Source organism: Bacillus cereus group sp. MYBK227-1 (assembly GCF_051916325.1).
GTDB classification, from domain to species: domain Bacteria; phylum Bacillota; class Bacilli; order Bacillales; family Bacillaceae_G; genus Bacillus_A; species Bacillus_A cereus.
Genome location: NZ_JBQAGK010000010.1, coordinates 106,594 through 125,823 on the forward strand (window position 1 = coordinate 106,594; position 19,230 = coordinate 125,823).

Consider the following 19,230-nt stretch of genomic DNA (forward strand, 5'->3'; position numbering starts at 1 on the left):
AATGAAAAAATTGTTACTTACGGCACTTATTTCAACTTCAATTTTTGGATTAGCTGCTTGTGGCGGGAAAGATAAAGATGAAAAGAAACTTGTTGTGGGTGCTTCTAACGTACCGCACGCTGTTATTTTAGAAAAGGCAAAACCGTTACTTGAGAAAAAAGGAATTGAGTTAGAAATTAAAAAATTCCAAGACTACGTATTACCAAATAAATCGTTAGCGGATAAGGATTTAGATGCAAACTACTTCCAGCACATTCCGTATTTAGAAAAAGAAATTAAAGATAAAAAATATGACTTTGAAGTAGCAGGAAAAATTCATTTAGAACCAATTGGTGTGTACTCTCAAAAGTATAAGAGCTTAAAAGAGCTTCCGGACGGAGCGACAATTATTATGAGTAATTCAGTTGCTGACCATGGACGTGGTTTAGCAATTTTACAAAAAGAAGGTATTTTAAAAATTAAAGACGGAATAGATCCAGTTAAAGCAACTCCAAAAGATATTGCAGATAATCCGAAAAATCTAAAATTCAAAACGGATATCGAGCCTGGTTTATTGCCACAAGTGTATAACAATAAAGAAGGCGACGCTGTTTTAATTAACTCTAACTATGCAATTGATGCAAAGTTAAATCCGGAAAAAGATGCAATTGCAATTGAAGGAAATGATTCACCATACGCAAACATAGTAGCTGTTCGTAAAGGCGATAAAGATAAGAAAGAGATTAAAGCTCTTGTAGAAGTATTGCATTCTAAAGAAATTGAAGACTTCATTAATAAAGAATATAAAGGGGCAGTTGTTCCTGTAAAAGAATAATTGCTGAAAAGGGCTGGTGTATGCCGGCTCTTTTTATAACTACATAACCATTGGGGAGAAGGGGAAATCATATGAAAAAGGTTCTACTGTCAGTTGTTACAGCGTTGTCTGTATTTACATTAGCTGCTTGCGGAGGAAAAGAGGAGAATAAGCTTGTTGTGGGAGCTTCTAACGTGCCACACGCTGTTATTTTAGAAAAGGCACAGCCGATTTTAGAGAAAAAGGGTATTAAATTAGAAATTAAAAAATTCCAAGATTATGTGTTGCCGAATAAGGCTTTAGCGGATAAAGAAATTGATGCGAACTACTTCCAGCACATTCCTTACTTAGATAAAGAAATTCAAGAAAAGGGATATAAAATTGTAAACGCAGGAAAAATCCATTTAGAACCTATGGGCATTTATTCTAAGAAATATAAAAGCTTAAAAGACCTACCAGATGGCGGAACAGTGATTATGAGTAATAACGTAGCGGAGCGAGGCCGTATGTTAGCATTGTTACAAAAAGGTGGCGTTATTAAATTAAAAGACGGAGTAGATGTTGTTAAAGCAACAGTAAAAGATGTTGTAGAAAACCCGAAAAACTTAAAATTTAAAACAGATGTTGAACCTGGACTTTCACCGAAATTGTATGAAAATAATGAGGGAGATGCTTTATTTATTAATTCAAACTATGCAATTGATGCAAAATTAAATCCAACAAAGGATGCAATTGCGATTGAAGGATCAGACTCTCCGTATGCAAACATCATTGCAGTTCGTAAAGGTGATGAGAAGAAAAAAGAAATTAAAGAGCTAGTAGAAGTGCTACATTCAAAAGAAATTCAAGATTTTATTAATAAAGAATATAAAGGTGCTGTACTTCCGGTAAGTGAATAAATATAAGGAAAGGGCTGGAAAATTACCAGTCCTTTTTTCTTTATATAAATAAGAAGAAAGGTGTATCATAGAAAGATGTGAAGGAAATACTTATATACATTTGTGAAAAAACGGTTACTTTTTTTCGGCGTTTGCGATATCATTTTATTTGATATAAAATTAGAATGAGAATAAAATGAGAATATGAACGTTTTAGGAATTTTTAAAATGTATATATAGGATTAATGGAGGTATTGAGATGGCTGGTTCTACATTAACGGTTAAAGACTTACACGTATCAATTGATGGCAAAGAAATTTTAAAGGGTGTAAACCTTGAAGTAAAAGGTGGAGAAATCCACGCAATTATGGGACCTAACGGAACAGGTAAATCAACTTTATCTTCTGCAATTATGGGTCACCCAAAGTATGAAGTAACAGAAGGTAGCATCATCATCGACGGTGAAGATGTATTAGAAATGGAAGTAGACGAGCGCGCACAAGCGGGTCTATTCCTAGCAATGCAATATCCAAGTGAAATTAGCGGAGTAACAAACGCTGACTTCTTACGTTCTGCAATTAATGCACGTCGTGAAGAAGGCGATGAAATTTCTCTTATGAAATTTATCCGTACATTAGATAAAAACATGGAATTCCTAGAAATGGATCCAGAAATGGCACAACGTTACTTAAACGAAGGTTTCTCTGGTGGAGAGAAAAAACGTAACGAAATTCTTCAATTAATGATGATTGAGCCAAAAATCGCAATCTTAGATGAAATTGACTCAGGTCTTGATATCGATGCATTAAAAGTTGTATCTAAAGGTATTAACGAAATGCGCGGCGAAGAGTTCGGTTGCCTAATGATTACGCATTACCAACGTTTATTAAACTACATCACTCCAGACTTCGTTCACGTTATGATGAACGGTCGTATCGTTAAATCTGGTGGCCCTGAGCTTGCACAACGTCTAGAAGCTGAAGGTTACGACTGGATTAAAAAAGAATTAGGTATTGAAGACGAAACAACAGAGCAAGAAGCGTAAGAGAGGAGCATAAACATGACAATCGGTACATTACCTTTCGATCAAGAAACAATCCGTCAACGCGCAAGCGAAGTAAACGAAGCAGCTTGGTTGACTGAGTTCCGCTTACAAGCTCTTGCACAAGCAACTGAACTTCCAATGCCAACGCCTGATAAAACGAAAATTGACAAATGGGACTTTATCGGAAAAGGCGACGCTGCTAAGCAAGAGCCTGTAAGTTCTTTAACTGAACTTCCAGAGGCAGTGAAAAACTTAATCGATGAAAATAACAGCGTATTAGTGCAACGTACTGGTACAACTGCATTCGTTTCTTTAGCAGACGAAGCAAAAGAAAAAGGTGTTATTTTTACAGACATCGTAACAGCAGCAACTGAGCATGCTGAACTAGTACAAAAGTACTTAATGAAAGACGGCGTGAAAGTAGACGAGCATCGTCTAACTGCACTTCATGCTGCATTAATCAACGGCGGTGCATTCGTATATGTTCCGAAAAACGTTGTTCTTGAAACTCCACTTCAAGCTGTATTCTTAGTAGATGGCGAAGAAGCTAACGTATATAATCACGTACTATTCGTAGCTGATGCGAACAGTACTGCAACTTATGTAGAAAACTACGTTGCAAATGAAAATGCTAAAGGTATTGCAAATATCGTAGCAGAAGTAATCGTGGAACAAGGCGCACAAGTGAAATTCGGTGCGGTTGATCTATTAGCAAAAGACGTAACAACTTACGTTAACCGCCGCGGCGTTGTAGGACGCGACGGCCGTATTGATTGGGCTCTAGGCCTTATGAATGACGGAAACACAATTTCAGAGAATGTTACGAACTTAATGGGCGACGGTTCATATGCTGATACGAAAACAGTAACAATTGGCCGTGGTAACCAAACACAAAACTTTACAACTAAAGTTGTTCACTTCGGTAAAAACTCTGAAGGTTGGATTTTAAAACACGGTGTACAAAAAGATAGTGCAACATCTATCTTTAACGGAATTGGTAAGATTGAACACGGTGCATCTAAATCAAATGCACAACAATCTTCTCGCGTTCTTATGTTAGATGAAAAAGCTCGCGGTGATGCAAACCCAATTCTTTTAATCGACGAAGATGATGTAATGGCAGGTCACGCAGCTTCAGTAGGTCGCGTAGATCCAGTCCAACTATACTACTTGATGAGCCGTGGTATTCCAAAACGCGAAGCAGAACGTTTAGTCATCCATGGATTCTTAGCACCTGTAGTTAATGAGCTTCCAATTGAAGGAGTAAAGGCACAGCTTGTTGAGGTAATTGAAAGGAAAGTTCGCTAATGAATATTCATGAAATACGCAAACAGTTTCCAATTCTTGATCAAAAAGTGAACGGCAAACAACTTGTTTATTTCGATAGTGCAGCAACTTCTCAAAAACCAATTCAAGTCATTGAAACGTTAGAACGTTACTATAAAGAATATAATTCTAACGTGCATCGCGGTGTTCATACGCTCGGTACGAAAGCTACCGACGCGTATGAAGGTGCACGTGAGAAAGTTCGCAAGTTTATTAACGCGAAATCAATGGAAGAGATTATTTTCACACGCGGAACGACAACTGCATTAAATACAGTAGCAGCTAGCTATGGTCTTGAAAATGTAAAAGAGGGCGATGAAATCGTTATTTCTTACATGGAGCACCATAGTAATATCATTCCGTGGCAACAAGTTGCGAAGAAAACTGGTGCAACTTTAAAATATCTTCCGCTTCAACCAGACGGTACAATTTCTTTAGAAGATGTTCGTCAAACAGTTACACCGAATACAAAAATCGTTTCTATTATGCAAGTATCAAACGTACTTGGAACGATTAACCCTGTAAAAGAAATCGGAGCAATCGCACACGAAAATGGCGCAATTATGGTCGTTGATGGTGCACAAAGTACACCTCACATGAAAGTGGATGTACAAGATTTAAACTGCGATTTCTATGCATTATCTGCTCATAAGATGTGCGGACCTACAGGTATCGGCGTATTATATGGTAAAAAAGAATTGCTGAACAATATGGAGCCAATTGAATTTGGCGGTGAAATGATTGATTTCGTAGATTTACAAGAATCTACGTGGAAAGAGCTTCCGTGGAAGTTTGAAGCAGGTACACCGATTATCGGTAATGCAATCGGACTTGGTGCAGCAATTGATTTCCTAGAAGAAATCGGTCTTGATAATATTGAAAAGCATGAGCATGAATTAGCGCAATACGCTTTAGAAAGACTATCAGAAGTAGATGGCGTTACAATTTATGGTCCAAAGCATCGCGCTGGTCTTGTTACATTTAATATTGAAGACGTACATCCTCACGATGTAGCGACTGTATTAGATGTAGAAGGCATTGCAGTTCGCGCAGGACATCACTGTGCACAACCGCTTATGAAGTGGCTAAAAGCTTCTTCAACAGCACGTGCGAGCTTCTATTTATATAATACAAAAGAAGAAATTGATACATTTGTTGAATCGCTAATCAAGACAAAGGAGTATTTCACAAATGTCATTTAATAATTTAGATACGTTATATCGTCAAGTTATTATGGATCATTACAAAAATCCTCGTAACCATGGCGTGTTAGAAGATAGTGTTACCGTTAACTTGAACAATCCAACTTGCGGCGATCGTATTCAACTTACGATGAAAGTAGAAGAAGGTATTGTGCAAGAGGCGAAGTTTGAAGGTGAAGGATGTTCAATCTCAATGTCTTCAGCTTCAATGATGACACAAGCAGTAAAAGGTAAGAAAATTGAAGAAGCACTTCAGCTTTCGAAAATTTTCTCTGACATGATGCTAGGAAAAGAGTACGATGACAGCATCGATTTAGGAGATATTGAAGCATTACAAGGCGTATGCAAGTTCCCTGCACGTATTAAATGTGCAACATTAGCGTGGAAAGCGTTAGAAAAGGGCTTAAACGAAGATAAGTAATGTTAAAGGTTCCTAAAAACGAGGTTATCTAAGGAGGGACACACCAACATGGCGAAGCAACTGCCAGATATCGGCGATTATAAATATGGTTTCAAAGACAAAGACGTTTCGATTTTCCGTGCTGGACGCGGTTTAACAAAAGAGATCGTTGAAGAAATTTCACGTATGAAAGAAGAACCACAGTGGATGTTAGACTTCCGTTTAAAATCACTGGATAAGTTCTACGAAATGCCAATGCCACAATGGGGCGGCGACTTAAACGACTTAGATTTCGATGAAATTACGTACTACGTAAAACCATCTGAGAAATCTGAGAAGTCTTGGGATGAAGTACCTGATGAAATTAAAGCAACATTTGATAAATTAGGTATTCCAGAAGCTGAGCAAAAATATTTAGCTGGTGTATCTGCACAGTACGAATCTGAAGTTGTATACCACAACATGAAAGAAGACCTAGAAGCTCTAGGAATCGTCTTCAAAGATACAGATAGCGCATTAAAAGAGAACGAAGATATTTTCCGTGAGCATTTCGGAAAAGTAATCCCACCAACAGACAACAAATTCTCTGCATTAAACTCTGCAGTTTGGTCTGGTGGATCATTCATCTACGTTCCAAAAGGTGTTAAAGTTGATACACCACTTCAAGCGTATTTCCGTATTAACTCTGAAAATATGGGACAATTCGAGCGTACGCTTATCATCGTAGACGAAGGCGCACACGTACACTACGTAGAAGGTTGTACAGCACCTGTTTACACGACTAACTCACTTCACAGTGCGGTAGTAGAAATCATCATTAAGAAAGATGCATATTGCCGTTATACAACAATCCAAAACTGGGCGAACAACGTATACAACCTAGTTACAAAACGTGCGGTTTGTGAAGAAAACGCAACGATGGAATGGATTGACGGTAACATCGGATCTAAATTAACGATGAAATACCCAGCAGTTATCTTAAAAGGCGAAGGCGCTCGTGGTTTAACATTATCTATCGCGATTGCTGGTAAAGGCCAACACCAAGATGCTGGTGCGAAAATGATTCACTTAGCACCAAACACGTCTTCAACAATCGTTTCTAAATCGATTGCGAAGCATGGTGGTAAAGTAACTTACCGTGGTATCGTACACTTCGGACCAAAAGCGAAAAACTCTCGCTCTAACATCGAGTGTGACACGTTAATCATGGATAACCAATCTACATCTGATACAATTCCTTACAACGAAATCAAAAACGATTACGTTTCACTTGAGCACGAAGCGAAAGTATCGAAAGTATCAGAAGAACAATTATTCTACCTAATGAGCCGCGGTATTTCTGAGCAAGAAGCTACAGAAATGATCGTAATGGGCTTCATCGAGCCATTCACTCGCGAACTTCCAATGGAATATGCAGTTGAAATGAACCGCCTAATCAAGTTTGAGATGGAAGGTTCTATCGGTTAAATAGAAATGCGGAGCCGACTGTTCAGACCCGTTGGCTAAGGTTCTTTCGCACAGAAGATGCTTTTTATCTTCTCGTGCGGAAGGTTCTTAGACATGAGGGTCTAGGAGGCGAAGTTGGACATATTTAAAGTGGAAGCGGCTCGTTCAGAATGTGAGGGGGATGGAGCTTCTGACGTAGAGGCGCTTTTTGCCTCATAGGAAGAAGTGAAGCCACCGAACATTCTAGCCGCTGGAACTGGATAATATATGTATGAAGAAAGCGTCCTGCTGTGCAGGGCGCTTTTTTGTTTTGCGGATTTGACTTGGCTTGGGAGAGGATACCCGGGTGGGTGTTCAGCTAAATATATCAACGATTTTTCAAATATATCGATCATAAACGGGAATATATCAACGATTATTTCAATATATCAACGTTACGACAAGGAATATCGATTTGTCGACAAGATAAGACAAAAGAAAATCCTCACATACCCCAAATATTTTATAAGAACAGAGAACGACTAGGTTTAAGACAAAGATACTGACAAATCCACTTGAACAACCACCCACTAAATTCTCTATTAAACTTTTTGACAAATCCACCCCTCCCTCCACTATCTGGAATTATTTCCTGCATTAGCAAAAGTTTCTCATATAAAAAGGACAATCTTTTGCTTTTTCTCACAATGCGAGTACAATGTAAAATAGCAAGAAAAGACGAAAAGTATTTACAGGATTATTGTGTGCGCATAGCGTAAATGGCAGTAAGGAACTGAGAGGAGGTTTTTTCTCTGAATACAAATAAAGAAACAATCATCCACCTTTATCATACAAACGATATACATAGTCATTTTGAAAATTGGCCGCAAATTTCTCGGTTTGTTCTAGGGGAGAAAAAGCGAAGACAGGAAGCGGGAGAGACGGTTTTGACGATTGATATCGGCGATCATGTGGATCGTTTTCATAGTATTTCGGAAGCGACAAATGGGATTGGGAATACGAAGCTTTTAAATGAGGCGTTATATGATTATATAACGATCGGAAATAATGAAGGCATTACGTTAGCGAAAGAGCATTTAAATCGGCTCTATGATGATGCTGGATTTGAAGTACTTGTCGCAAATTTATTTGAAAAAGAAGGTGTACGTCCATCATGGGCAAAGCCTTATAAATTACATACAACGACAGATGGGATTACGATTGCTTTTATCGGGTTGACTGTTGCGTATCCAGATTTTTATCAAATGCTCGATTGGCATATTGAAGATCCGCTTATCCATTTAGAGTCTATTTTAGAAGAAGTGAGAGATGAGGCTCATATAACAGTTGTCCTTTCTCACCTTGGAAAAAGTATGGATGAGTATATGGCAGAGCATTATGATATAGATGTTATTTTAGGGGCACATACGCATCATTTATTTGAGCGTGGTGTTCTAATGAATAATACTTTACTTTGTTGCTGTGAAAAGTGGGGACGTTACGTTGGGCACGTGCAGCTTACTGTGGATAAAGAGACGAAGAAGCTGTTGAAAAAGGACGGTAGAGCGATTAAGACGGAACGGTTAGGTGCTTATAGCGAGCCGTTATCCACAATTGAAATACTGCAGGAAGAAAGTAAGCATATAATGGCAGAGCCTGTCGTTCATTTAAAAGAGTCATTACAGGTTGATTGGTTTCATGAGACGCCGTTTTCTCATATGTTAGCAAGTGCGCTGAAAACATGGTGCGGTGCAGAAATTGGCATGGTGAATGCTGGTGTACTTCTTGAAGGGTTAGAAGAGGGTGTCGTAACGCGCGGAGATATTCACAGAATTTGTCCACATCCAATTAATCCGTGTGCTTTGAAAGTTCCAGGAAAGATATTAAGAGAAGTTATTTTGAAAGCACGTAAGCCGAATATGGAGAATCTTGAGGTGAAAGGATTCGGATTTCGTGGGAAAGTGATGGGGAAAATGATTTACGCGGGTGTAGAAGTAATTCCAGATACGATTCCTGGAAATAAAATTTTACTCGAAGATGTATTAATTAACGGGGAATCGCTGGAATTAGATCGTATATATACAGTAGGAACAATTGATATGTTTACATTTGGCTACTTATACCCAGAGCTATCCACACTTTCTGACAAACAATATTATATGCCAGAACTACTTAGAGATGTGTTAACAGATATGTTAATAACTTATACTTCTTCCGTTAAACTATAGGCTAGTTAACTTGTAACACTCATTTTTCTCTTGTCATACAGATAAGAAAGAGAGGAGTGTGAACTATGGTTAATGTGGAGCCAATTATAATTGATAATTATACGTTTATTGCGGTTAGCGTGAAACTTCCAAAGACAAATTTGCTAGCTGTAATGAGCGATAAAGGATATATTATGTGTGGTGCATTAGATGTAGGTCTTTTAAATGAGAAGTTAGGTGATCGAGGAATTATTGCTGGCCGTGCGGTTGGTGTAAGAACGATTGAACAACTTCTTGAAGCGCCGCTAGAATCGGTAACGACTGGAGCTGAAGCATTAGGCATTCCAGCAGGAACGATTGGAAAAGAAGCATTATTAAAAATGAGATAAGCATATATCGTCCCTCCTTCTTGCATAGAAATGATATAAGAAGGAGGTTTTTTTATGAGTATATTTCGCTCGAAAAACTCGCGGTTTCGAAGGGGACCTATTGCCTTTCGGTATATACTGCTTATGTCGTTTATTCTTTTTGTTATATTACTTACGCAAGGATTGTGGATTGTGAATAATAATATTCAGCCGACCTTAATTAAATATGGGGAAGTAGAGACGCATAAAATGGCGACGGCAATTATGACGAAGGCAGTAAAGGATCGAATTAATGAAGGATTCGATGTAGATTCATTAATGAAAGTACAGAATGATAAAAACGGAAAAGTATCTACAATTAATTTAAATACAAAGCAAGTAAATGAAATCGTAACGTCAACGACCACGTACATAGAAAAATATTTGCAGCAAGTAGAACAAGGGAAGTTGAAGGAGCTAGGTATTTCTGAAAAAAACGGGGCGACTATGGCAGTTCCTTTTGGGCGTGTAACTGATAATGCGCTTCTTGGTAATATAGGACCAGATATTCCGATTCATTTCACGCCAATTGGGCATGTGAATACAGATATTAAACAAAAAATTGAGCCGCATGGGATTAATACTACAGCGATTCAAATTGTTATGGAAATGGAAGTAACATTGCAAGTAATTATTCCATTTCATACGAAAGAGATAACGGTGAAACAAAATGTTCCGATTGCGACGCGTATCGTTCAAGGGGAAGTGCCTACGTATTATGGAAGTGGAAGTGTTGCTGTACCTGATAAAAAGAAAACAGATAGTTAGTTGTAAATAAAGTGAAACCCGGATCAGCCAGGCTTTTAATGGATAAAAAATAACCGTAGCAATGCAGCTACGGTTATCGTTTTGTATTTGCTCGTTCTTTGCGTTCCCAAAGGCTTAAATGCATGTATGGATCGAAGGCCCATTCTGTATAGCCATTGTCTTTATATATGCCAAAATGTAAGTGGGGCGGAAATTTTCCGGCTGTACCAGGAGGTCCATAACCAGTGCTACCAACAAATCCGATTACTTTCCCTGGCTCAACAATTTGTCCAAGCTGTATTTCTTTTGAGAACCCGCCTAAATGAGCGTAATAATGGTAATTGTTATGAAGGTCGCGAATACCAATGCGCCATCCACCAAGGCGGTTCCAACCTTTCGTTTCAATAATGCCATAGCAAGTCGATCTTACTGGCACGCCATATCCGGCGAAAATATCTGTTCCTTCATGAATCCTTCTGCCGCCAAAACTTCTTCCAGCGCCGAAAGTACTACGGTAGCTATGGTCACTACGGATCGGAAGAGGAAAAGCATTTCCCTCTAAATTAATACGGCCATAATGTTTATAAATTTGGGCATATTCGCTAATTAAATCAACTGTTTTTGCACGTCTATAATATTCCCAGAGCATAATTTTAATACGGTCTTCTGACGTTCCTTGTTTCCTTAAAATAGTCGCTGCGGTATGCAGAAGATCACGGTCGCTATTTGCATTTGCAAATCCATCTTTGTCACCATCTAAACCTATTCCGCCAAATAGAGAAATTGTATGGGGGAGAGTATCGTTACTATTAATAGGTCCAGCCCATATTTCTGGTTTGAAATAAAGGGAAATGATGGCATCTGGTTTTTTCGGAATATCTTTTCTTACGCTCCGTATATTTCTTTCATATTGATCCATTGCAGCTAAGTAATACCATGGAATGCCTGAAGACTGCTCGGTTTCTTTATATAGTGCCATGCGCTTTTCGTATATGCTTTGCTGATTATCTTCACCGTAAGCGATGTTTTGGTGGAGAAGAAAACAAATAGAAAGCAAAAGAGAAATTTTTCGAAGCATGAAATAGACTCCTTTCACAACATCACTCTTTTTAGTGTGGGATATACGGAGTATTTCATTATAGGGAACGATTGGAAAAAATCTTAGAATCTTCATTTGAGCAAATCGCTTTCATACGTTAGAATAGATATGTTACATTGAAAGAAGCGAACACGGTAAACTATTTCATATTGTGCGGAGTTGATAACCATGACAAAACAAACAGAATATAAGCGCAAGCCCGAATGGTTGAAAATTAAGTTAAACACGAATGAAAACTATACAGGCTTAAAGAAAATGATGCGTTCTAAGAATCTTCATACCGTTTGTGAAGAGGCAAAATGTCCGAATATTCATGAATGCTGGGCTGTAAGAAAAACAGCAACATTTATGATTTTAGGTGCGGTTTGTACACGTGCTTGTCGTTTTTGTGCGGTTAAAACAGGCTTACCAACTGAGCTTGATTTACAAGAACCAGAACGCGTAGCAGATTCAGTAGTACAAATGGGCTTAAAGCACGTTGTTATAACAGCGGTTGCACGTGATGATTTAAAGGACGGGGGAGCAGCTGTTTTTGCTGAAACAGTACGCGCAGTACGTCGTAAAAACCCATTCACGTCTATCGAAGTATTACCATCTGATATGGGTGGAGTAGAAGAAAACTTAAAAATGTTAATGGATGCAAAACCAGATATTTTAAACCATAACATTGAAACAGTACGTCGATTATCTGACCGAGTTCGCGCTAGAGCAAAATATGAACGTTCATTAGAGTTTTTACGTCGAGCGAAAGAAATGCAGCCTGATATTCCAACTAAATCGAGCATTATGGTGGGCTTAGGTGAAACGAGAGAAGATTTAATTGAAGCAATGGATGACTTACGTGCAAACAATGTGGATATTTTAACTCTTGGGCAATACCTACAACCATCTAAGAAGCATTTACCAGTTCTTAAATATTACCCACCAGCAGAATTTGCAGAGCTTAAAGAAATTGCACTTAGCAAAGGATTTAGCCACTGTGAAGCTGGCCCACTTGTGCGTTCTTCTTACCATGCGGACGAGCAAGTACGTTCTGCAAAAGAAAAAACAGCAGAAGCTAAATAATGAAAAAAAGAGAGCTAATGATTAGCTCTCTTTTTGTTTGTACTCTAAAACGGTATTTGGACATGTTAATAAAATCTTTTTTAATTCTTCTGTGGATAATTCAATTGTAAATTGAGGAACACCAGGTGTAATTAAAATTTTATCGTACGTATAAATAGCGTTATCCACAATAATTGTTACATCGTGTGAATATCCGAAAGGAGCCACACATCCCGGCGTACAACCAGTTTTGTCTCGCAGTTCATCAGGAGAACAGAGAGATAAGCGTTCTCCTGATAGTTCTTTCATCTCTCCCCGGTTGAGCCTTGTGCCCTCTAACGTAAAAAATACGTAATAATCTCCAGACTTTGATTTTAAAAATAAGCTTTTACTTGGAGTGCCTTGTAAGCCAAGTCTCTCGCGTACGATCCGATCGGTCTCATAATCGAGTACTGGTTCGTGTTCGAATTTTTCATAAGAAACATTTGTTTTATGTAGTAAAGCAAGTACGTCTTCGTACATATGAAATGATACCCCTTTCTATTGTTAGAACAGTCTCTTCTCGTGGCGTCAACTGAATGTTTTGGAAAGGGATATTACTTGGACGATGCTTCCCATAAGCGTTTTATGATACATTGTTCGTCGATTGTAATTTCGTAAATATCAGGATTCGTTAGAGTTCTCCATTCATTAAAGCCAATCGTATGATCAAAATGCTTTAAAATGAGCGTAAGTAAATTGCCATGTGTAACAAGTAGTGTTGTCGTATGGTTTAATTGTAAAACGTCTTGAATAAGCGATAGGGCCCGGTCTGTTGCTTGTTTTGTTGACTCTCCGCCTGAAAAGGCAATATCTATATTTGTAAAAGTAGATTCTAGTTTTTGCATCCAATCATCCATTGGAATGTTGCTCAATATGCGTTCAGTTAATCGTTCATCTTCTTGGATAGATAAGTTAGCTTGGAGCGCATAGGGCCGAATGGAATCGATAGCTCGGACAAATGGGCTTGAAATAATATGATCGATTTGTAGATGATTTTCTAAGAGGAATGTAGCAAGGGTGTTTGCTTGGTCTTTTCCATCGGTCGTTAATTCATCATCACGTTTTTGCCCAATTGCTGAACAATGTCGTATTACAATAATTTTCTTCATAATTCATCCCCATCTTTCAAGTTGACGCTATATACTTCGACAAATGTAGAAATAATTCCTTTTTATTGGAAACAGCATATTGATTTAAATATGTGGAAAAGTAATGTGGATAATGAACATTTGAGGTGCAATCATGAATAAAATGATATGTATTGTATTTAGTCTTTGTTTTTTTATACATTTGTCCACAACTTATGCAGAGTCGAATCAAAAACTAAATTATCCAAGCAATCGAAATAAGTCATTTGTGAGTGAGGATGTTTTTTATAAACAGTTAGATAAGAAGATCTATAAAGAATACAAAAATGCAGCATATAGTGTTCGGAAAAAAATCTTATTTAAAGAAGTGCCTGATGAAGAATTTTCTTTCCTACAAAAAACAGCTGTCGGTTGTCGAGGTAGAGTGGTACTTCAAGATTTTTTTGTTCACTCTGATCGCCAAGTATACTTTTTCGCTTCTTTTATTCAAAATGAAGTAGGAGAGTTTCATAAATATATCGTTATAGATGCAGAAACAAAGAGGGAGCTGCAAGAGGGCAAAAGTTATCATCCATATAAAAAATAAACCACCAATTTTGGTGGTTTATTTTTTACTCCGGTACACTCATTAATTTCTCTTTCATTTTGCGAATAAGAACGACAGCGCCAATTGTACACAGAAGTGTAATTCCTTCGGCAACGAAGATGTTGATTGTTTTTGTTTGGTAAAGTGCCGCGAAAAAGTCTACAAATGCGTGGAATAGTATAGCGTATACTAGGAAGATATATTTCTTCTGTTTGACTGCGTATAAAACAAGCATTGTAAAGGCGATTTGAAGCACGAGTGCCATAATTCTTTCTAAGCTACCAAGGAAGTATAAGTAGGCAGGTTGCTGAATTAACATGTCCTGTAAAATGCTAAGCTCGGGTTTTTGTTCAATCAGTCGAGCGAAGCTACCATCGTTAATAGAATTAGCAAAGATTAATGCTTGTAATGCAGAAAAACCGCCAATTAAAATAGATTCAATTCCGCCGTGACCAATTCCATAAGCGAAGCCATCTTTATATTCTAGATATTTTTTTAGTAAGAAGAAGAAGGCAACGAAGCGTCCTAATTCTTCAAAAATACCAGCAGTCAATCCGCCATAAATTGCGAAGACAAACGGATTTTCTAAAAATGGAGCGATTGTTGGATTACCGCGCATAAATAGGTGGAATGGTGTTTCAAGAATTTGGGTGAATCCGATAAAGATAAGAACACCAATGCCGACCACTTTCCAATTCATATTATATTTTTTACGGAAATAAACGAGTACGATAATTGGGACCAGAATCGAGACAATGAGTTGAAAAATGATGCTGGCAATTACAGTATTTGAAACCATACTTTCACCGCTTTCTAATATATGTACATATCTATTATGCATGAAATAGGGGAGAGATGAAACTTTTAGAAAGAAAATGAATTTACTTATTGACTCTAACGTTGCGTCATACTTTATCGTATGTACTAAGGGGGAGATACAAATGACAATGAGAGTAAAAGAAGTAGCTGATTTAGTTGGAATTAGTGTGCGCACACTGCATCATTACGATGAAATTGGGTTGTTAACCCCAGACGAGACGACAGAGTCTGGATATCGTCTGTATTCCAATGAAAATTTAGAGACATTGCAGCAAATTTTGTTTTTTAAAGAGCTTGGCTTCCCTTTGAAGAAAATTAAAGAGATTATCATGAGTCCATCATTTGATCGCGAAGAGGCACTACAGCTTCATAAGAAGATGCTTCTTGAAAAGCGTGCCAGATTAGATAAGGTGATTGCGACGATTGATAAAACAATTCAGCATACAAAAGGAGAGATTGAAATGACGAATAAAGAGAAATTTGAAGGATTCGATTTCAGCCATAACCCATATGAAGAAGAAGCACGTGAAAAATGGGGAGACGCAGCTGTAGATAAAGCGAACGAATATGCAAAAGGTATGTCAAAAGAGAACCAAGAGGAGTTTAATGCTATTTATAGAAATTTAGCAACGCTTAGACACGATGCACCAGATTCTAAAGAGGCGCAGGCAGCTATTAAAGTATGGTACGATTATTTGCAAAACTTCGGTGAATATTCGTTAGATGCTTTTAAAGGACTCGGTCAAATGTACGTCGCTGATGAGCGCTTTACGAAAAATATCGATAAGTTTGGTGAGGGATTAGCGCAGTTTATGTGTGATGCGATGGAGGTTTATGCGGATCGTAATAAAAAATAAAAAGTAAAACAGGTGGAGATTTTCTCCACCTGTTTTACTTTTTAATCATATCATTCAAAGTCTGATCTCCCGTATTGTTCAAATGAGGATTTTTACTCATTTCTCGTTTTAACATATCGAGGCTTTGTGTATATTCTGTATCATTTAATGCGCCAGATTGAAGCCCTTGAATTTGAGAAATCAACTTTTGGTCTGTTGATACATATGCTTTATAATAGCGAGGAACGATGGACAAAGCAGCTCTATATACTTGATCCGCTACGAGTTTTGGATCCGTTGTGTTTGCACGGTATACAACGAACACTTCATCATCAGTAACGAGTGTAGCAGCGTTTGTAACGTCAGGAAGTTTGACTGTCATGCTTGTAATCATTTCAGCGACCTTCTCGCGATTAATGGCCCCTACTTGTTTGTTAGATACTTCATGCTTTTGTTTAGAAGAATAACCGACTCTTGTGAGTCTTGTATTTGTATTTTCCGTATGATACATGTCGTTTTTATTGGAAACAAGAACACGGCTTCCTTCTTCACGTTCCATTTCAGCTTTGTTCGCTGATTGGCAGCCTGCAAATAAGGAAAGAGTGAGAAGGGAAAGTAAAATTTGTTTTTTCACGATGTATCACCTCCTTCTCCATAGCATGTACTAATTTGCAATTTTTTGTATTTGAAATTGTTGGTTGTTATGCTTTGTGATACGATAAAAAGAAGAATGCTTAGAGAGGAAGTTAATGATGGAGCAAAAGCAAGAGATTCATGCTACGGTGAGCATTAATAATGTTCAGTACGAAGTAATTAAAAACTTTCGTGACGGTTTTAGTGAAGAAGCATTTAAAGAGCGCTATGCAGAAATTTTAAATAAATATGATTACATCGTTGGGGACTGGGGATATGAGCAACTTAGATTGCGCGGATTCTTTGATGATAGTAACCAACGTGCGACATATGATACGAAAATTAGTACGTTAACGGAGTATTTATACGAGTACTGTAACTTCGGTTGCGCACATTTTGTATTACGAAAAGTGAAGAAATAAAAAAATCCTCTTACAATTGTAAGAGGATTTTTTGCATATTTTTGCTTACAAACAAATCGAGATATGATCGCCTTCAGAAAGTATTGTATTTGGCTTCATTTGTTGTCCGTTTAATTGAATATCCCCATTTTTAATTTTATCCACAATGCGTGTACGGCTCCAGTCGGAAATATATGTGGATAAGGCTTTATCGATGCGGTGGGAACCGAAAACAATATCTAATACGATCGTGATTTCGGTTATGCCGCTTTCTTGATGTTGCGTAATGGAAATGGTAGTAGTTGTTTCTGGCTGATCCTGCTGCGTCATATCGACTGTTTCAACGTGATCAGTAAATGCTTTATAAATACGAAGTTTTTGATTCCACGTATGGTCTTTCGGACATTTATAAATGGCAAAGCGGTATATGTTTTTTCCGTTGGCGTTATGCCTACGAATATTTGTGTCGGTAAATAGGGTAGTACGTCTGCAATTTTTACAATATTTTTCGATTGTGTTTTGCTCGTTTTCATATAAACTCCAAGAAAGTTGTACTTTCTGCATTTTCCTTCACCTCTTATAGTAGTGGTAAAGGAACGTAATACAGCTATTTGGATGTCTTGTAGTATGAAGGCATGAGAAAAAGACAAGAATAAAAGGAGGTCCCCAAAGAGGAACCTCCGTAAACATCATACTACAGATGCAATACGCTCCTTTGTAATGGGAATGGGCAGACTACTCCCTTGAAAAAGCACGGTGCTTTTTTGAGAGTAATGCTATCCAATTGCTGGTCCATTACAAAGTAATTGTTGGCATACGTAGATAACGTCCTTTCTATCCAAATAGATTTATTCTTAATTATAACACAAAAGATTGAAAATTCTAAATACTCGTGATGAAAAAACACCAGCTAAAATAGCTGGTGCATACGATAAATTATATAAGTTCAAATAAAAATGAGCGTAGTTCTTCTGCAATTTCTTCAGTCATAGAAAATGCATGCTCTAAGTAGCCTGGTTCGTTTAAATCGTCAGCACCGATGATTGCAAATTTATTGCGTTGCATATCAAGGACAATTGTTTTACCGTAATGACGATCGGAGTATAATAGCGCTAAATCGTGACGCTCATTTTCTCCCATAAAGCTAACGAAACGAGTTTTTGTAGCGACAGTATCGTCGTACAGAAAGAAACGTTCTTCCATACACATGGCTCCTTTATTAAATATCTAAGTTTAAGTGTGGTTTATGATCTAAATGGTGATGCGTTTTAATGAATCGTACTGTTCTTGTTTTGTAACGCATTACGATAGAGTATGTTTCAGCTAAATCTCCGCCAAGGAATTTAACACCGTCTAATAACTCACCAGCAGATACACCAGTTGCTGAGAAGATTGCATCATCCCCAGATACTAAGTCATCTAACATAAGAAGTTGACGAGGATCTTCTAATCCCATTTCACGACAACGAGCTTCTTCTTCTTCGTTCATTGGAACTAAGCGAGCTTGCATTTCACCTTCAAGGCACTTTAATGCTGCTGCAGAAATAACACCTTCTGGAGCTCCGCCAATACCTACGAATAAGTCGATACCCGTTCCAGGTAGTGCTGTTGCGATTGACGCACCAACATCACCGTCACCAAATAATTTTACGCGTGCACCTTTTGCACGAACACGGTCAATAATATCTTGATGACGTTCACGTTCTTGAACGATAACTGTTAGATCGCGAATCTTTTTATTGTTAGCTTCTGCTACAATTTCAATTGTTTTTTCAATTGGATCATCTAAGCTAATTTTACCAGCTGCTTTTGGACCAACCGCGATCTTTTCCATGTACATATCAGGAGCATGAAGAAGGTTCCCTTTGTCTGCGATTGCAATAACTGCCATTGCATTTGCAAGACCTTTTGCAACGATGTTTGTACCTTCTAATGGATCAACGGCGATGTCTACTTCTGGACCGTTACCTGTTCCTAGTTCTTCACCAATATACAACATCGGTGCTTCATCAAGTTCTCCTTCACCAATTACAACTGTACCTGCCATGTTTACTGAATCGAACATATCACGCATTGCTGTAGTTGCTGCATCATCTGCTTCATTTTTCTTTCCGCGGCCCATCCACTGTGCGGATGCTAAGGCAGCTGCTTCTGTTACACGGACAATTTCTAGTGCGAGTTCACGTTCCAAGATTCCATTCCTCCAATTTCAAAAATCATACAAATATAACTATAACAAATAACGGAGAAAA

Annotated in this window: 22 protein-coding genes; 14 read left to right on the forward strand and 8 right to left on the reverse strand. The window is 37.9% G+C overall.

Annotated elements, in window-relative coordinates; translation table 11 throughout:
• The first annotated feature begins 1 nt into the window (after position 1).
• The 10 genes from metQ (ACTFRM_RS27850) (at position 2) to yunB (ending at position 10,451) form a co-directional block, all read left to right on the forward strand.
• Positions 2–814: a methionine ABC transporter substrate-binding lipoprotein MetQ gene (metQ, locus tag ACTFRM_RS27850; RefSeq protein WP_000735099.1), complete on the forward strand. Its 813-nt coding sequence runs from the start codon at positions 2–4 to the stop codon at positions 812–814.
• 71 nt (positions 815–885) lie between these two features.
• Complete coding sequence (metQ, locus tag ACTFRM_RS27855) at positions 886–1,692, forward strand: methionine ABC transporter substrate-binding lipoprotein MetQ (protein ID WP_000757013.1); 807 nt, start codon at positions 886–888, stop codon at positions 1,690–1,692.
• 238 nt (positions 1,693–1,930) lie between these two features.
• A complete protein-coding gene (gene sufC / locus ACTFRM_RS27860) occupies positions 1,931–2,716 on the forward strand; it encodes a Fe-S cluster assembly ATPase SufC (protein ID WP_000929160.1) in 786 nt (261 codons plus the stop codon).
• 15 nt (positions 2,717–2,731) lie between these two features.
• On the forward strand, positions 2,732–4,024 hold the full coding sequence (sufD, locus tag ACTFRM_RS27865; protein ID WP_000152168.1) for a Fe-S cluster assembly protein SufD: 1,293 nt from the start codon (positions 2,732–2,734) through the stop codon (positions 4,022–4,024).
• On the forward strand, positions 4,024–5,244 hold the full coding sequence (sufS, locus tag ACTFRM_RS27870) for a cysteine desulfurase SufS (protein WP_001020767.1): 1,221 nt from the start codon (positions 4,024–4,026) through the stop codon (positions 5,242–5,244). Before sufD ends, sufS begins: the two co-directional genes overlap by 1 nt.
• Positions 5,234–5,665, forward strand: a complete 432-nt coding sequence (sufU, locus tag ACTFRM_RS27875; RefSeq protein WP_000009523.1) for a Fe-S cluster assembly sulfur transfer protein SufU — start codon at positions 5,234–5,236, stop codon at positions 5,663–5,665. The genes sufS and sufU overlap by 11 nt, the downstream gene beginning before the upstream one ends.
• Before the next feature lie 48 nt (positions 5,666–5,713).
• Positions 5,714–7,111: a Fe-S cluster assembly protein SufB gene (gene sufB, locus ACTFRM_RS27880; protein ID WP_001118827.1), complete on the forward strand. Its 1,398-nt coding sequence runs from the start codon at positions 5,714–5,716 to the stop codon at positions 7,109–7,111.
• A gap of 794 nt (positions 7,112–7,905) precedes the next feature.
• On the forward strand, positions 7,906–9,297 hold the full coding sequence (locus tag ACTFRM_RS27885) for a bifunctional metallophosphatase/5'-nucleotidase (RefSeq protein ID WP_440043805.1): 1,392 nt from the start codon (positions 7,906–7,908) through the stop codon (positions 9,295–9,297).
• 65 nt (positions 9,298–9,362) lie between these two features.
• Positions 9,363–9,665: a YunC family protein gene (locus ACTFRM_RS27890; protein WP_000248466.1), complete on the forward strand. Its 303-nt coding sequence runs from the start codon at positions 9,363–9,365 to the stop codon at positions 9,663–9,665.
• A gap of 54 nt (positions 9,666–9,719) precedes the next feature.
• On the forward strand, positions 9,720–10,451 hold the full coding sequence (yunB, locus tag ACTFRM_RS27895; protein WP_000021803.1) for a sporulation protein YunB: 732 nt from the start codon (positions 9,720–9,722) through the stop codon (positions 10,449–10,451).
• A gap of 73 nt (positions 10,452–10,524) precedes the next feature.
• Here yunB and ACTFRM_RS27900 read toward each other — a convergent pair whose 3' ends face one another.
• On the reverse strand, positions 10,525–11,508 hold the full coding sequence (locus ACTFRM_RS27900) for a M23 family metallopeptidase (RefSeq protein ID WP_000944663.1): 984 nt from the start codon (positions 11,506–11,508) through the stop codon (positions 10,525–10,527).
• A 189-nt stretch (positions 11,509–11,697) separates the two neighbouring features.
• Between ACTFRM_RS27900 and lipA the strand changes: the two genes are divergently transcribed.
• The gene (gene lipA / locus ACTFRM_RS27905) at positions 11,698–12,594 is read left to right on the forward strand and encodes a lipoyl synthase (protein WP_000166372.1); all 897 of its coding nucleotides are present in this window, start codon (positions 11,698–11,700) and stop codon (positions 12,592–12,594) included.
• A 21-nt stretch (positions 12,595–12,615) separates the two neighbouring features.
• Here the strand turns inward: lipA and ACTFRM_RS27910 are convergent, their stop codons facing one another.
• A complete protein-coding gene (locus ACTFRM_RS27910) occupies positions 12,616–13,095 on the reverse strand; it encodes a YbaK/EbsC family protein (RefSeq protein ID WP_440043798.1) in 480 nt (159 codons plus the stop codon).
• A gap of 74 nt (positions 13,096–13,169) precedes the next feature.
• Positions 13,170–13,724 carry a histidine phosphatase family protein gene (locus ACTFRM_RS27915; RefSeq protein WP_000721022.1) on the reverse strand — a complete coding sequence of 185 codons (555 nt, stop codon included), beginning with the start codon at positions 13,722–13,724 and terminating at the stop codon, positions 13,170–13,172.
• 133 nt (positions 13,725–13,857) lie between these two features.
• Between ACTFRM_RS27915 and ACTFRM_RS27920 the strand changes: the two genes are divergently transcribed.
• Positions 13,858–14,289 (forward strand): hypothetical protein, encoded by a 432-nt coding sequence (locus ACTFRM_RS27920; protein ID WP_025686793.1) that lies wholly within the window; start codon positions 13,858–13,860, stop codon positions 14,287–14,289.
• Between the two features lie 25 nt (positions 14,290–14,314).
• Here ACTFRM_RS27920 and ACTFRM_RS27925 read toward each other — a convergent pair whose 3' ends face one another.
• Positions 14,315–15,130 (reverse strand): YhfC family intramembrane metalloprotease, encoded by an 816-nt coding sequence (locus ACTFRM_RS27925; protein ID WP_440043800.1) that lies wholly within the window; start codon positions 15,128–15,130, stop codon positions 14,315–14,317.
• Positions 15,131–15,230: 100 nt separating this feature from the next.
• Between ACTFRM_RS27925 and ACTFRM_RS27930 the strand changes: the two genes are divergently transcribed.
• Positions 15,231–15,965, forward strand: coding sequence for a MerR family transcriptional regulator (locus ACTFRM_RS27930; protein WP_000178775.1), 735 nt, complete (start codon positions 15,231–15,233; stop codon positions 15,963–15,965).
• Between the two features lie 34 nt (positions 15,966–15,999).
• On the opposite strand, the gene ACTFRM_RS27935 is transcribed toward ACTFRM_RS27930, so the two are convergent.
• Complete coding sequence (locus ACTFRM_RS27935; RefSeq protein WP_000744132.1) at positions 16,000–16,578, reverse strand: YhcN/YlaJ family sporulation lipoprotein; 579 nt, start codon at positions 16,576–16,578, stop codon at positions 16,000–16,002.
• 118 nt (positions 16,579–16,696) lie between these two features.
• On the opposite strand from ACTFRM_RS27935, the gene ACTFRM_RS27940 reads away from it, so the two are divergent.
• Positions 16,697–16,999 (forward strand): YutD family protein, encoded by a 303-nt coding sequence (locus ACTFRM_RS27940; protein ID WP_000435943.1) that lies wholly within the window; start codon positions 16,697–16,699, stop codon positions 16,997–16,999.
• Positions 17,000–17,044: 45 nt separating this feature from the next.
• Here ACTFRM_RS27940 and ACTFRM_RS27945 read toward each other — a convergent pair whose 3' ends face one another.
• The 3 genes from ACTFRM_RS27945 to glpX all read right to left on the reverse strand — a co-directional run bounded on the left by ACTFRM_RS27945 (position 17,045) and on the right by glpX (position 19,169).
• Positions 17,045–17,542, reverse strand: coding sequence for a hypothetical protein (locus ACTFRM_RS27945; RefSeq protein ID WP_001174567.1), 498 nt, complete (start codon positions 17,540–17,542; stop codon positions 17,045–17,047).
• Between the two features lie 372 nt (positions 17,543–17,914).
• Positions 17,915–18,181, reverse strand: coding sequence for a DUF3055 domain-containing protein (locus tag ACTFRM_RS27950; protein WP_000392606.1), 267 nt, complete (start codon positions 18,179–18,181; stop codon positions 17,915–17,917).
• 16 nt (positions 18,182–18,197) lie between these two features.
• Positions 18,198–19,169 carry a class II fructose-bisphosphatase gene (gene glpX / locus ACTFRM_RS27955; RefSeq protein ID WP_000439090.1) on the reverse strand — a complete coding sequence of 324 codons (972 nt, stop codon included), beginning with the start codon at positions 19,167–19,169 and terminating at the stop codon, positions 18,198–18,200.
• Positions 19,170–19,230: the final 61 nt, after the last annotated feature.